This is a genomic window from Synechococcus sp. WH 5701 (genome assembly GCF_000153045.1).
Taxonomy (GTDB): Bacteria; Cyanobacteriota; Cyanobacteriia; order PCC-6307; family Cyanobiaceae; genus Regnicoccus_A; species Regnicoccus_A antarcticus.
Map to the genome: position 1 here is coordinate 610,501 of NZ_CH724159.1, position 13,678 is coordinate 624,178.

Genomic DNA, 13,678 nt, shown 5'->3' on the forward strand with positions numbered 1-13,678 from the left:
CCCTGCTGATTGCCCTGGTGGGCTCCCTGGTGCTGATGAACTGGATCGTCAAGAAGCTCAGTAAGGCCTGAGCGAACGGCCCCGCCAGGTCCAGCCCCGGCCGGTGCTCGTTTTCCAGATCGAGACCGGAGCGATCGCGGCAATCACCAGACCCCCCAGCCAGGCCAGCCACCAGTGGCGCAGGCCGAGCCCGAAACGCCAGCGGCTCCAGAGCCTGACCGCCAGCTGCAGGGCCACTCCCACCAGGGCCGGCGTGAGCAGTGACGGCCAGGCCAACGGCTGCTGGATCGCCTGCAGCCCCGCCAGCAGCAGCAGCAGCCAGGGGCCGCTGAACAGGCCCAGAACCACGGCGCCACTGGCGAGGGTGAGCAGCGGGTTGCGGTTCAGTCCCAGATGCCAGTTCTTGGTCCAGCCCTCCCAGAGCGAGCCGAAATCGGGATACATGCGTAGCTCCAGCAGGTCGATGCCGAGCAGGTAGCGCAGGCTGAGGCCCCGCTGCTTGATCGCCCGCGCCAGGGCCAGATCCTCCACCACCTCCGCCGCCAGGGCTCGATGACCCCCGATGGCCTCATAGCTGGAGCGGCGGAAGAGCATGAACGGACCGGCGGCGAAGGCGGTGGGGTCGTCGGGATTGTTGGCGCGGGCGATCGGAAAGCCCAGGCCCAGCAGCGCCACCACGATCGGTTGCACCACCCATTCGGCCAGGCAGCCGCAGCGGATCCGCGGAGCGAGGGTGAGCAGATCGGCCCCGCTGCGGCGGGCTTCGGCCACGGCACTGGCCAGGGCCGCCGGCGCCACGTTCACATCGGCATCGATGAACAGCAGCCACTCCGTCGCGGCGGGGTCCGGATCGGGAGTGGGGCGCTGGGGCAGCAGTCGCACCGCTTCACTGCAGGGCCAGGTCTTGCCACTCCAGCGCTCGCCGGCTGGGCGGGGCCCGCAGCGCAGCACCTCCAGGGGCGGGGATGGGAACGCTCCGGCTTCGATCAGTGCCTCCAGCCCCTCGACGGTGCTGTCGCTGGAGTCATCGTCAGCCACGACCAGCCGCCAGTTCATCCCCCCCAGCTCACTGGCGAGCAGGGCGCCCACGCAGCTGTTGATCCTTGTTGCCTCGTTGTAGGCAGGCACGATCACGCTGAGGATGTCGCGACCGTTGGCTGCATCACCCCCCTTCGAAGCGCCCGCTGGGGTGGCCCCCAGGCGCGGAGCGCGGCCCATGGTGAGCTCCAGTGCCAGCAAAAGCACCAGCAGCCCGAAGGCCGCGAGCCAACCCGCCGCCAGCAGCAGCTGAAGCGCGATCGTCATGGTCATCGGGCCCAGCCCAGGGGCGCCCACTCTCGCCGCTCATCCCGAGCTGACCCGGCTCAGCCGTCGTCTTCAGCCTTCCGGGCTTCGGCCACCAGCCGTTGCACCCGCTCCAGCACCGACTCGTTGCTCATGCGGTTGTTCAGGCGCTCCACGAGCAGCGGGAACGCGAAGGGACCCGGCCGTGGTGTGCGCTCCAGCAGTCGCTGGGCGCGGCTGAGGCGCTCGAGGGCCTGGCGCAGGCGACCCAGTTCCAGCTGCTCATCCATCACTTCGCGGCGGGCCTGCTCCAGCAGAAGGTTGCCGGGTTCATGGCGGTTGAAGACATCGAAGAGCAGGGCAGCGCTGATCTGCAGCTGACCACCGCTCTTTTTCTGCCCCGGGAAGCCATTCACCACCAGGCCGGCAATCTGGGCGATGGACCGGAAGCGGCGGCGGCAGAGCTCCGAGAGGTTGATCGAAGCCTCCAGATCCGCTTCGAGTTCCGTCTGATCGAGCAGGGCCTCGCTCCAGTCCTCGTAGAGCGCTTCGAAGGGATAGCCGCGGGGGGCCAGCAGCTCAAAGCCGTAGTCGTTCACCGACACCGTGATCGTGGCCGACTGGATCCGCGTCAGGCGGCCGGCCCAGAGGAAGCCCAGCCCCTCATGCACGAAGCGCCCCTCGAAGGGGTAGGCGAACAGGTGGCTGCCCTCACGGCTGCGGGTCACCTCCACCAGGAACTGATCTTCCCGCGGCAGGCGCGAGAGGTCGGCCTGGCGGCGCAGCAGGGGCTCCAGGGCCCGCAGTTCAGCCGTGTCGAGCCGGTGATCTTCTGCGCTGGCTGCCGCCGGATCCGCCGACTGGATGGCGCCGGCACAGCGGTGCACTTCCCGGCGCAGGTGAACGCTGAGCAGATCGGAGAGGGCCATCTGGCCCCCGGCCCAGGCGGGCACCGTGCGGCTCTTGCGGGTGCTGGCTTTCACCAAGGCGGTCATGTCGCGCAGCCGCACGAACTCCAGCTGCCGCCCGGCGAAAAAGAACACATCACCCGGCTTCAGGCGCGAGACGAACCCTTCCTCCACATGGCCGAGGGTGGCTCCGCGCACCACCTTGACGCTGATTGAACTGCTGGAGGTGATCGTGCCGATTCCCAGTCGGTGCAGGCGGGCGATGGCGGGATCCTTGACCCGGTACAGGCAGGGCTCCTCCCGCTCCAGCTTGCGGAAGCGGGGATAGGCGCCGAGGCAGTCGCCGCCGTGCTCCAGAAAGCGCAGGCACCACTGCCAGCTGGACTCATCGAGGTTGCGGTAGCTCCAGCTGCTGCGCACCCGCTCCAGCTCCCGCTCCGGATCGAAGCCCGGCCCGCAGGCCAGGCTGGTGAGGTGCTGCAGCAGCACATCCAGCGGCGCCACCGGCGGCCGGCGGGTTTCCACCAGCCCCTCCCCCAGTCCCCGCCGCATCGCCGACACCTCCAGCAGCTCCAGGGCGTTGGTGGGCATGAACAGCACCTGGGAGGTGCCACCGGGGTTGTGGGCCGAGCGGCCGGCCCGTTGCAGCAACCGGGCCAGGTTCTTGGCACTGCCGATCTGCACCACCCTCTCCACCGGCTGAAAGTCGACCCCCAGATCAAGGGAACTGGTGCAGACCACCCAGCGCACGTCCCCCGCCTTCACCCCGGCTTCGATCGCCTCGCGCTCGGCCCGGTCGATCGAGCCGTGATGCAGGGCCAGACCGTCCTCCATCTCGGGACAGGCGTAACGCAGGCACTGGTGCCAGCGCTCCGCCTGGTTGCGCGTGTTGGTGAACAGCAGGGTGGAAATGGCCGGATCCAGGGCCGCCACCAGCTGCTCGTACATGCGCAGGCCCAGGTGGCCCCCCCAGGGGAAGCCGTCGATCGACTCCGGCAGCAGGCTGCGGATCTCCGTGCCCCGTCGCACCCGCGCCCTCACCAGCAGGGGGTCCTCTGTCGCCCCAACCCCCACCGCTGCCCGGGCGGCCTCCTCCAGGTTGCCGATGGTGGCGCTGATCGCCCAGGTGCGCAGCCCCGGGCGCTGCCCCCGCAGCCAGCTCAGGACCAGCTCCGTCTGGGTGCCGCGCTTGCTGCCCATCAGCTCGTGCCATTCATCCAGCACCACTGCTTCGAGGCCCGCGAACAGCTGCTGCGCTGCCCGGTTGGCCAGCAGCACCGAGAGCGATTCCGGCGTGGTGATCAGGATCTGGGGTGGCTGAGCGAGCTGACGGCTGCGTTCGCTGCTGGCGGTGTCGCCGTTGCGAATGCCCAGCGTCAGCGGCCAGCCCATGGCCTCGATTGGCTCGCGGATCGCCAGGGCCAGGTCGCGGCTGAGGGCACGCAGGGGCGTGAGATAGAGCAGGCGCAGGCCCGGTCCTGGATTCGCCAGCATGGCGGCGATGGGTCCCATCACCGCCGCATAGGTTTTGCCGGCGCCGGTGGGTACCTGGATCAGACCGTTCTGCCCGTGCAGATAGGCCTTCCAGCACTGACGCTGAAAGGGAAGGGGTCGCCAGCCCTTGTGGCGGAACCAGGCCTCGATCGGCTCGAGTGCAACGGGCTGGGAGGCCAAGGCGGGGGGGTCCGGATCAGGTGGTGAGGATGCCCACCACCACCGCGGCGATGGCCAGGATCACAGCCCCCAGCACCACGCCGGCCGCCACGTTGCCCTTGCGGATCTCGGCGCGATAGTCGATCGGGGAGAGCTTGTCGAACAGCAACAGGCCCGCATAGATGAGGATGACCCCGACGACGGTCCACCCGACCGTCAGCAGGAGCTGGAGCAGGGGTTTGACCATGGCGGCATCCCGAAGCGCCCTTCAGGCTAAGGACCGGTCTGGTGCAAAGCCCGGCCCGGCGGATGTGCGGCGCTGGCCGCTGCTGCTGGGGCTGTTGCCCCTCATTCCTCTGCTGGTCCTGCTGCTCTCGTTGCTGGAGCGGCCCCAGCGCCAGCAGATCGCGGTGGCACCGGAGGAGTCGAGCACCAGCGAACCCCTGCGCCTGGAATCAGGCGGGTTCGGCAGTCCGCTGATCAAGCTGCGGGCCGAGCTGCCCGTGAACAGCTCGATGGGCCTGGGGGTGGAGCTGCTCGATGCCGGCGGCGCCACCGTGCTGGAGCTGGCGAAGGACGGTTGGCGCGAAACCGGCACCTGGTCGGAGGGGGGCGAGAGTGGCCGCTGGGAGGAGAGCGACGACGGGGTGCGGCTGTCGCTGCGGCCGCCGCAAGCGGGGATGTACCGGCTGCGGCTCACGCTCGAGGATCTGCTCGATACGGCTGGCCGGCCCCTGGAGAGCCCCCTGCTGGTGCTGCTGGAGGTGCGCAACCACAGCGTCGATGCGCCGCTGCTGTGGTTCACCGCCCTGGTGACGCTGCTGATGGCGGGGATCGCCATGAGATCCATCTACCGCAACTGGCGCCTGCGCAAGGTGCTGCGGCTGGAAGACAACCACTTGCGCCTGCGCTGCCGCCTGGGGGGGCCTGGCCTGGTGCGTGTGGCGCTGAGGGCCCGCTACGAACGATCCACCAGCGACGCCGGCCCCCTCGCCCCCCGGCTGCAGGCGGAGCTGCAGCTGGAGGTGAGCGATGCCCTCGGCCGCTCGCGCCTGGGCTTCAAGAGGGTCTTGCCGGTGGCGGCCCATTCCAGCGACGGCGACCACTGGCTGACGGTGGAGGAGGTGCTCCATCTCAAGGTGGACGAGCCCGCCAGCCTGGGGTTGCGGCTGACGCTGCCCGAAACCATCGCCGATGGCGGTGAGCCCTGGGAGATCGAGTGGATGAGGCTGGTGCTGGAGGACGGCGTGCTCAGCGCCCACCCGGTGGCGGTGCTGACGCTGGAGGCCTGAGATGGCTCCCGAGCGCACGTTGATCCTGGTGCTCACCCTCTCGGCGGTGACGGTGGGCACGGTCACCGCGGTCAGCCGGCCCTTTCTGTTCCAGCTGGGGCAGGAGGGGGTGCCGTCAGGATCCAGTGGGGTGAGCTACCGCGGCAGTTACCGGGGCGGCCAGTGGGTGCCCCGCAGCGGTCGCTCCAACTGGCCTGGATTCCAGGGGCGGGGCCCCGGGACGGCCAAGTAGGCATGCCGCCCTTCTCGCCGCTGCAGGTGCGGGTGCTGCTGGCCACCGCCGCGCTCTCTTCCAGCGTGGGGCTGGTGCTGGAGCTGATGCTTGTCACCCAGGCCAGCTATCTGCTCGGCGACGTGGCCCTGGCCACGGGGATGGTGATCGGCACCTTCCTGGCGGCCATGGGGCTGGGGGCCTGGCTGAGCCAGTTCGTGGGCGGCGGCGAGCGGCCCCAGCAGCGGCTCCTGAGTGCCTTCCTGCTGGTGGAGCTCTGCCTCTCTCCGCTCTGCCTGCTGGGACCGCTGGCGCTGTTCGCTTTGTTCAGCGTCGATGGCCCGCTCTGGCTGGCCCTGGTGGTGGTGACCGTGCTTGTGGGGGTGCTGGGGGGCATGGAGGTGCCCCTGCTCACCAGGCTGCTGGAGAGCCAGCAGCACCTGCGCAAAGCCCTGGCCCGGGTGCTGGCCCTGGATTACCTCGGGGCCTTGCTGGGGTCCCTGCTCTTTCCGCTGCTGCTGCTGCCCAGGTTCGGCCTGCTGCCCACCGCTGGCCTGCTGGCGATGATGCCCCTGATCAGCAGCGCGGTGCTGTGCTGGGTGTTCCCCGGCTGCCGCCGCTGGCGTTGGCCGGTGAGCGGTGCCCTTCCCCTGGCTGCGCTGGCTGCCTGGGCGTTGGTGCCCCTCGGCAACCGGATCGAGGATGGCCTCTACGACGATCCGGTGGTGGGGCGGGTTCAGTCGCGGCATCAGCGCATCGTGCTCACCAGCCGCCGCGGTGATCTGCGCCTGTTCCTCGATGGGAACCTGCAGTTCTCCAGCCTCGATGAATACCGCTACCACGAGGCGCTGGTGCATCCGGCCCTGGCCCTGCACGGGCGGCCCGAGCGGGTGCTGCTGCTGGGGGCGGGCGATGGCCTGGCGGCACGGGAGATCCTGCGTTGGCCAGGCGTGCGCCGGCTTGATCTGGTGGAGCTGGATCCGCAGATGCTCCAGCTGGCCCGGGCCCATCCCTTCCTGCGCCGTCTGAACCAGGCCAGCCTTGACGACCCGCGAGTGCAGACGCACATCGGTGATGCCTTCGAGCTGGTGCGTCGCCTGCCCGGCCCCTACGACGTGGTGATCGCCGACTTCCCCGACCCCGACAGCCCGGCCCTGGCGCGGCTCTACAGCGTCACGTTCTATGGGCGCCTGCTGGGGCGGCTGGCGCCCGCTGGCTTACTGGTGACCCAGGCCTCCACTCCGTTCTTCACTCCGAAGGTGATGGCCTCGATCCAGGCCACCATGGCCGAGCTGGATCTGGTCACGCGGCCCTACAGCGTCGATGTGCCCAGCTTCGGGCCCTGGGGGTTCGTGCTGGCCCATCGCCCCGGCCGGCCCTTGCAGGTGGCAACCCCGCCGTTTGAGGGGCGCTGGTTCGATCGCGCCCAGCTGGAGACGCTGTTCGTGCTGCCCCGGGATCTTCGTCCGCCAGGCGATGCGGTGGTGCTGCCGAACCGTCTGACGCGGCCGGTTCTGGATGGATACCAGCGCCAGTCCCTCTGGCGGCAGGACTGATCCCCGCCCGGCGCTGCTCGATAGACTGATCTCCTCCGGGCGTCGGGCTCCGGGCCGAGGCCGTGCCCATGGGCGTCTGGGTTCTGCTGGTGCTGCTGCTGGTGGCGGCGTGGGCCCTGCGCCAGCTGCAGAAGCGACGTCGACGCCCAGCGGCACTACCCCAGGAGCGCACGCTCTTCGACCTGCGCACCGGCGACATCGTCCAGGCCGACGGCCGCGACTGGGTGGTGGAAGACCGCCTGCTCTACGACGAGGAGGGTTTTCAGTGGCTCGAGTATCTGCTCCGCGATGGCAGCGAGGGCCGCTGGCTCTGTGTCTGTGAAGACGACTGGCTGGAGGTGAGCTGGCTGGAGCAGGGCCCGGCTGAGCTGGCCCGCCAGCTGGATCGTCAGCCCCTGCCCTTCCCAGGGACGATCACCTGGGAGGGGGTCACCTACCGGCTCAAGGAACAGGGCCGCGCGGCGGTGAGCTCCACCTCCCGCACCATGAACCGGCGTATGAGCGGCTGCCGCTTCGGCGATTACGAGGGTCCCGATGGCCTGGTGCTGTCCCTGGAGCGCTGGGATGGGGGCAGTCCCGGCTCCCGCCCACCGGCCCCTGGCTCTGAGCTCGAGCCCACGGAGAATGAGGCGGAAGTGACCCTTGGCCGCCAGCTGGATCCTGCTTCCCTGGTGCTGCTGCCGGGGGATGGGCGCTCGGTGTACCGATAAGAGGAACTATCCGCAGTGGAAGCTAATTGGAGACTTTCTGAAGTGATCCTATCTGAAGCGAACCTAGGCCGGTGATTCGCGATACATCTATGGCAAAACTTGTCGGCAATTGAATTGCTAGGCGAATCGGTATGTCATTTCAGTGGTACACTATTACAATAGTGTGAATTAACGTTTTTTGGCTGGGAAGGTGATGTCCGGTAACTCGCGAACAGGCTTCAGGTGATTAGAACTTGTTCGATCCCGTTAAGCCAGGTCAGGGCCATTGCGGCGTAGCCCTCAGAATTGGGATGAAGACCATCGGAAAGTGATGAACCGATTGCGGTGAACTGATCGACAACGGATACCGTTAGGGAACCTCTGATCAAGACGCCTTAATCCGAATAATCTAGTCTCATTCTCATCAATGAGACGATACTGAGCAGATTTAGCCCACTTTTCGCTCAGAGAAGCCCTTGAAAAGACTTCAGGCAGTTCCCACCATTCGTTTTGGCTTGATTTCTGGATGATTATCGGTCTTTAGACACACTATACCCTTGCTTTACGCTGAATCAGGTATCCGTTCCCGTACCATCCAGAGGTTTGCCAGGGCAAAGAGCAACTTCAGCTTGAGGTCGTTCTTGCGGATACCTCTGTAGAAGACCTTCCGGAAGCCGAACTGACATTTGATGATTCGAAAGGGATGTTCCACTTTGGCGCGGAAGTGGGCTTTCGCCGTCTCAATCAGATCAAGAAGCCTGCCCTCAGGTGTCTCTGGAAGCACTCTGCGCTGGCCGGGCTTCATCGCAATCCTGAACTCAGCCTCGCAGTCCTGGAAGTCGTTTCGTTTCTCGATGCCGATGTGGCCGGCATCGCCGTAGATGAGGCGTTCATCCCCATGGAGCCGTTCAGCTGCTGTGTTCAGCTCATGAACATTGGCGGCGGTGCTCTCAACAGAGTGGACCAGGCCAGATGCGGCATCAACTCCGATGTGGCAGCGCATTCCAAAGAACCACTGCTTGCCCTTGGCCACTGAGTGCATGTCAGGATCCCTCTCCTTGGCCTTGTTCTTGGTGGAGCTGGGGGCATTGATTATCGTGGCATCAAGGATCGTTCCTTCCCTCAGCATCACTCCTCTCTCGCTAAGCATCTGGTTCACACCCTCAAGAATCTGCTCCGCGATCCGGTGCTCTTCCAGCAGATGGCGAAAGTTGAGAATCGTCGTCTCATCAGGGATCCGGCCATCCATCGTCTCGATCCCTGCGAAGCGGCGGAAGCAGGGCGTATCGATCAGCATCTCCTCCATCAATGGATCTGAAAGCGTGAACCACTGCTGCAGCAGATGGATCCGCAGCATCACCTCCAAAGGAATCGGCGGACGACCTCCTTTGCTGGAGGGCTTGTGATACACGGGCTCAATCAAGGCCAGAAACGCTTCCCAGGGAACCGTGGCCTCCATCTCATCCAAGAAGCGCTGGCGGCGCGTCCTCTTTTTGGCGTAGATCTGCTCGTAGTCCGTGAAGCCCAGCTGGAGAGGGTCGGCCATCCGTTCCAGTCTCAGTCTTGGATCTGGACTGATTTTAGCGGGTTTTTCAGGGGTTCCTTAGCTGTTGGAAAGAGCGATTTGACAGCTCATCCCTAATTAGGTTATTGTATTGAAGGATCTCATCTCTAGTAACATTGCTAATTGGATCCTTTTTCCATTTGTCGCTAACTGTTGGGATGGTGCCAACAATGACGTCAAGTTCTAGTCCAGAAGCATTTGCTTCTTGATCCATTCTGTTCATAAAGAAGGTCAAGCGGTCAAAAGCCGACTCGGCCAGCTTGTCCTGTTGTTCGCCTTGAGCATCATTGTTCTTATCACCAGCGGGAGAGGCTCCGAATTCGGTGCCGACGACTTGATGAATCAGATCATTCGTCCCCAGCATTAACAGCACAACATTGCGATCGGTGATGACGTCTGAGAAATATGTGGTTGAGATTGCGAGATCTAGGTCACTCAGGAGTCCATCGCGAATCGAGCCCTCGTTCGATTCGTTGGCCTGAAGCGAAACATATGTCTTATCAGCAAGTGGTTCGTCGGTTCGGGCGATTCCTCTGCCGGATTTTCCCCAGTGATTGGGGTCACGACTAGGATCGTCATCAATGATCTGTTCCCCGACAAAATCAAATTGATAGCCTTGACGTTCAAGCAGATTTTCCAGAGGGGCTCGGTAGCCACCTGGCTCTGTTCCAGCCGTGATCGAATCGCCCATGGGCATGATTCTGATCGTTGGAGACTGGCCGGGGAAGAGTTGTCGAATAAGCTGACTATTGCCTGATTGTGCGAGCAAGGATTTGATGAAACGCTCCAGTCCTGATGTTGTAGTCATGTTTTCTTCAAGATTTATAGATATCAGAGATCCGAGCAATGATTTGAGCATGTTAAGCCGTAAATCGATGTTGGGAAACGTGGATGTATCTGGTGAGACTATCGTAGCCAGCGATGGTCGCCTTCCACGGGCTTCATGGATCGTCAGGGTCGTGGATCGAGTTGGCTGTCACGGTCAGGACTGGATCAGCGGCCTTCTTCGACACCTTCCACCTATTGATTCGATTCCACCAGGAGGGCCAGGGCGCTGCCAATGCTGTCGGCCTCGGCCGCCGGCTTGTCGCGGCGCCAGTGCAGGATGCGCGGGAAGCGCACCGCCAGGCCGCTCTTGTGGCGCGAGGAGCGCTGGATGCCCTCGAAGCCGAGGTTGAACACCTGCAGGGGCTCCACCGACCGCACCGGCCCGAAGCGCTCGATGGTGTGGCGGCGGATCCAGCGGTCGAGTTCGTTGATCTCGCCGTCATTGAGGCCGGAGTAGGCCTTGGTGAAGGTCACCAGGCGTGGGCTGCCGCCCACGCTGGCCACGTCAGCGGTGGTGTCCCAGAGGCCGAAGGTGTAATCGGTGTAGAGGTTGGCGCGGCGGCCGCTACCCGCCTGCGCGTAGAGCAGCACCGCATCGAGTTCCATCGGCTCGAGCTTGAGCTTCCACCAGTCGCCCCGGCGGCGGCCTACCCGGTAAGGCGACTCCAGCCGTTTCAGCATCAGCCCCTCGGCCCCCACGTCGCGGGCGCGGCCGCGCTGCCGCTCCAGCTCCTCCCAGCTGCCCAGGGGCACGGCCGCTGAGCCGCGCAGGCGCTGCCGCTCCGGGTGATCGCTGCGGGCCACGGCATCATGCAGCACCTCCAGCCGCTCCAGGCGCCGCTGCAGCGGTTCGTCGCGCCGGTCGGCACCTGCCGATTCGAGCAGGTCGTAGGCCACGAAGGCCATCGGGCACTGGCGGCGCAGGCTCGCTCCCACGCTCCTGCGGCCCAGACGCCGCTGCAGGGCAGCGAAGCCGTGGGGCCGCTCTTCGCTGGGATCCCAGACGATCACTTCGCCGTCGAGCACGGTGCCCTCCGGCAGGGCCTCCCCCAGGCTCACCAGCTCGGGAAAGCTCTCGTTCACCAGCTCCTCGCCTCGGCTCCAGAGAAAGCTGGTGCCGGCGCGGCGGATCAGCTGGCCGCGGATGCCATCCCACTTCCACTCCGCCCGCCAGTGGCTGGGATCCCAGCCCTCCAGCTGGGCCGGATCGAGCGGACTGGCCAGGAAGAAGGGAAAGGGCCGGCTCGCAGGCACCGCCGACCCTTCCGCCGCAGGGGCGAGCAGGCTGCGGAAGGCGTCGGGCGTGGGCTCAAAGCCCCCCATCAGGCGTTGGGCGATCTCGGCCTCCTCCAGCCCAGCCACCCCGGCCAGGGCCCGGGTCACCAGGCCCGTGGACACCCCCACCCGGAGGCCACCGGTGAGCAGCTTGTTGAACAGGAAGGCCTGGCCCGGAGGAAGGCTGGCCCAGGCATGCAGCACGGCTTCGGCCTGGACGGCGGGCTCCAGCGCCGCGATCGCCGGCAGCCGCTCCCCCATCCACTCCGCCAGCGGCCGCTCGATCACCTCGGACTCGGGCAGTTTCAGCTGGGGCAGCAGCAGGGCGATCGTCTCGGCACTGTCGCCCACCTGGGTGTGGCAGTCGTCGAACAACCACTCCGGCAGGGCTGAGACGGCCAGAGCGATCTCCCGCAGCCGCCGGCCCGTGATCAGCCGCTTGCGCCGCTTGCCGAGCAGCAGGGTGAGCGCCCAGGCCCCATCGGCGGGATCCACCGTTCTCAGGTAGTCCTCCACCGCCGCCACCCGGGCACGGGTACCGGGGCTGCGATCCAGCTGCTCATAGAGGGCGCAGAAGTCGCGCATGGGCGGCCGCTCGAGCTGTTCAACCCTCACCCTGGCAAGCGCCGTGGCCGATCGCTCCCGCACTGCCGTCCGCGGGAGGATGGGGGCCAAGGCCCTGCGGCCATCCGCTGTGACAGCCCGATGAAGTTCAAGGACTACTACGAGACCCTCGGCATCGAGCGGGGAGCGAGTGAGGAGGAGATCAAGAAGGCCTACAGGCGTCTGGCTCGCCAGTACCACCCCGACATCTCCAAGGAGGCGGGTGCTGAGGAGCGTTTCAAGGAGATCAGCGAGGCCAACCAGACCCTCTCCGATCCGGAGAAGCGCCAGGCCTACGACGAACTGGGCCGCCATGACCCCGGCGAGGAGTTCCGGCCGCCGGCGGACTGGGATACACGCTTCTGGCAGGGCCAGGCCCACCAGGAGGTGGACCTCTCCGAGCTGTTCGAGCAGATGGGATTCCGCAGCTCCCAGCGACGGCGCCAGGCGGGAGGTGTGGACTTCCCGATCCGCGGCCAGGACGTGGAGGCCGTGGCCCGGCTGACGCTCGACGAGGTCTCCCGCGGCAGCCAGGTGACCCTGGAGCGGCCGGGCGGCGGCAGTGTGCGCATCCGGGTCCCCCAGGGCGTGACCGATGGCGAGCGCCTGCGCATCCCTGGGCGCGGCGGTCCCGGCAGCGGCGGTGGCCCTGATGGCGATGTGTACCTCCACATCCAGGTGCTGCCGCACAAGCTGTTCCGGCCGGTGGGTCATGACCTCTACCTGGAGCTGCCGGTGACTCCCTGGGAGGCGGCCCTCGGCTCCCAGATCGAGCTGCCCAGCCTCGATGGCCGCGTGCGGGTGACGGTGAAGCCAGGGGCGCAGGCGGGCCAGAAACTGCGGCTGGCCGGTAAGGGGCTGCCGAAGCGGGGCGGGGGAGCGGGGGATCTCTATGCCGTGCTGCAGATCGTGATGCCCACGCAGATCAGCGAGCGTGAACAGGAGCTCTATCGTGAGCTGGCGACGGCGTCCACCTTCCAGCCCCGTCCGCAGTTCACCGGAGGGACGACCGATGCCTGACGATCTCCTGATCCCCGTGGACGCCGACAGCCCGGTGGAATCAGCGGAGCTGCTGGCGGCCTCAGGCCTGGCCCATGAGGAGCTGGTGGAGCTGGTGGAGTTCGGCGTGTTCGAAACCAGGGAGGGCGCCACGGGCTGGAGCTTCCAGACCCGGGTGGTCCATCAGGCGCGGAGGGCGGTGAAGCTGCGGGACACCTTCGGGCTCAACCCTCCCGGCATGGCCCTGGCTCTCACCTACCTGGAGAAAATCGAGGCCTTGGAGCAGCGGCTGCGGGAATTAGAGTGCCTGTTGCCCCGATGAGGCCTGGACGGCCGTTGCCATGGAGGCTTCAGATCTCACCACCGGATCGCTGACCACCCGGCACCTCAGTGTGCAGAAGGTGAGCGATCTCTCCCTTTATATGGAGCATTCGTCCATCATCCAGAGGCTCTGCTCCGAGCTGGGGTTCAAGGAACCGGCCACGGCGATGGCCTGGGTGTTCGATCAACTGGAGCAGTCGGAAGATCTGCAGAAGGCGATCTTCGACCTGCTCAACGACTGACTCTTCGCCGACAGGCCGAGGAGCGGTTCGAGCAGTTCGTTGTACACACTGTCTTGGGGAGTTCACGTCCTGCGCCGCGGCATCACCCCCCTCACACCCCGGGTGCTGGTGAGGGTGCTCCTCTCCTTGCAGTTGCCCGCCCTGATCGCCCTGAGCACACAACTGCCGCTGCGTGAGACGTTGCTTCGGTTCTGCGATCTACCCTGCGCCCACCGGTCCAACTAGGTGAAGCACCTGTTGGTGAGTCTTGTGG

At 66.0% G+C, this 13,678-nt stretch carries 14 protein-coding genes; 8 read left to right on the plus strand and 6 right to left on the minus strand.

Annotation, left to right across the window (positions count from 1 at the left end; all coding sequences use genetic code 11):
• Positions 1–57 precede the first annotated feature (57 nt).
• The 3 genes from WH5701_RS04005 to WH5701_RS04015 are packed head-to-tail and all read right to left on the minus strand — an operon-like array spanning position 58 to position 4,092.
• Complete coding sequence (locus WH5701_RS04005) at positions 58–1,305, minus strand: glycosyltransferase family 2 protein (RefSeq protein WP_156776659.1); 1,248 nt, start codon at positions 1,303–1,305, stop codon at positions 58–60.
• Between the two features lie 59 nt (positions 1,306–1,364).
• The gene (locus tag WH5701_RS04010) at positions 1,365–3,866 is read right to left on the minus strand and encodes a ligase-associated DNA damage response DEXH box helicase (RefSeq protein ID WP_006170690.1); all 2,502 of its coding nucleotides are present in this window, start codon (positions 3,864–3,866) and stop codon (positions 1,365–1,367) included.
• A 16-nt stretch (positions 3,867–3,882) separates the two neighbouring features.
• Positions 3,883–4,092, minus strand: coding sequence for a DUF350 domain-containing protein (locus WH5701_RS04015; RefSeq protein WP_006170691.1), 210 nt, complete (start codon positions 4,090–4,092; stop codon positions 3,883–3,885).
• On the opposite strand from WH5701_RS04015, the gene WH5701_RS04020 reads away from it, so the two are divergent.
• The 4 genes from WH5701_RS04020 to WH5701_RS04035 all read left to right on the plus strand — a co-directional run bounded on the left by WH5701_RS04020 (position 4,091) and on the right by WH5701_RS04035 (position 7,614).
• Positions 4,091–5,137: a hypothetical protein gene (locus WH5701_RS04020; protein WP_156776532.1), complete on the plus strand. Its 1,047-nt coding sequence runs from the start codon at positions 4,091–4,093 to the stop codon at positions 5,135–5,137. The two genes, WH5701_RS04015 and WH5701_RS04020, sit on opposite strands and share 2 nt — an antisense overlap.
• A 1-nt stretch (position 5,138) precedes the next feature.
• Entirely contained in the window at positions 5,139–5,369 is a 231-nt protein-coding gene (locus WH5701_RS04025; protein ID WP_006170693.1) for a hypothetical protein, read from the plus strand.
• Positions 5,370–5,371: 2 nt separating this feature from the next.
• A complete protein-coding gene (locus WH5701_RS04030) occupies positions 5,372–6,904 on the plus strand; it encodes a polyamine aminopropyltransferase (protein WP_006170694.1) in 1,533 nt (510 codons plus the stop codon).
• A 68-nt stretch (positions 6,905–6,972) separates the two neighbouring features.
• Positions 6,973–7,614: a DUF4178 domain-containing protein gene (locus tag WH5701_RS04035; RefSeq protein WP_006170695.1), complete on the plus strand. Its 642-nt coding sequence runs from the start codon at positions 6,973–6,975 to the stop codon at positions 7,612–7,614.
• A 541-nt stretch (positions 7,615–8,155) separates the two neighbouring features.
• On the opposite strand, the gene WH5701_RS04040 is transcribed toward WH5701_RS04035, so the two are convergent.
• The 3 genes from WH5701_RS04040 to WH5701_RS04050 all read right to left on the minus strand — a co-directional run bounded on the left by WH5701_RS04040 (position 8,156) and on the right by WH5701_RS04050 (position 11,845).
• Positions 8,156–9,139, minus strand: a complete 984-nt coding sequence (locus WH5701_RS04040; protein WP_006170118.1) for an IS5 family transposase — start codon at positions 9,137–9,139, stop codon at positions 8,156–8,158.
• Positions 9,140–9,185: 46 nt separating this feature from the next.
• Positions 9,186–10,016, minus strand: coding sequence for a hypothetical protein (locus WH5701_RS17505; protein ID WP_156776533.1), 831 nt, complete (start codon positions 10,014–10,016; stop codon positions 9,186–9,188).
• A 161-nt stretch (positions 10,017–10,177) separates the two neighbouring features.
• Entirely contained in the window at positions 10,178–11,845 is a 1,668-nt protein-coding gene (locus WH5701_RS04050) for an ATP-dependent DNA ligase (RefSeq protein WP_006170699.1), read from the minus strand.
• Positions 11,846–11,965: 120 nt separating this feature from the next.
• On the opposite strand from WH5701_RS04050, the gene WH5701_RS04055 reads away from it, so the two are divergent.
• From WH5701_RS04055 to WH5701_RS17510, 4 genes are read left to right on the plus strand one after another with little or no spacing between them, the layout of a single operon-like run.
• Complete coding sequence (locus WH5701_RS04055) at positions 11,966–12,883, plus strand: DnaJ C-terminal domain-containing protein (RefSeq protein ID WP_006170700.1); 918 nt, start codon at positions 11,966–11,968, stop codon at positions 12,881–12,883.
• A complete protein-coding gene (locus WH5701_RS04060) occupies positions 12,876–13,184 on the plus strand; it encodes a chaperone modulator CbpM (protein WP_006170701.1) in 309 nt (102 codons plus the stop codon). The genes WH5701_RS04055 and WH5701_RS04060 overlap by 8 nt, the downstream gene beginning before the upstream one ends.
• A gap of 19 nt (positions 13,185–13,203) precedes the next feature.
• Positions 13,204–13,425, plus strand: coding sequence for a hypothetical protein (locus WH5701_RS04065; RefSeq protein WP_006170702.1), 222 nt, complete (start codon positions 13,204–13,206; stop codon positions 13,423–13,425).
• Positions 13,426–13,464: 39 nt separating this feature from the next.
• Positions 13,465–13,650: a hypothetical protein gene (locus WH5701_RS17510; RefSeq protein WP_156776534.1), complete on the plus strand. Its 186-nt coding sequence runs from the start codon at positions 13,465–13,467 to the stop codon at positions 13,648–13,650.
• The last annotated feature ends 28 nt before the right edge of the window (positions 13,651–13,678 follow it).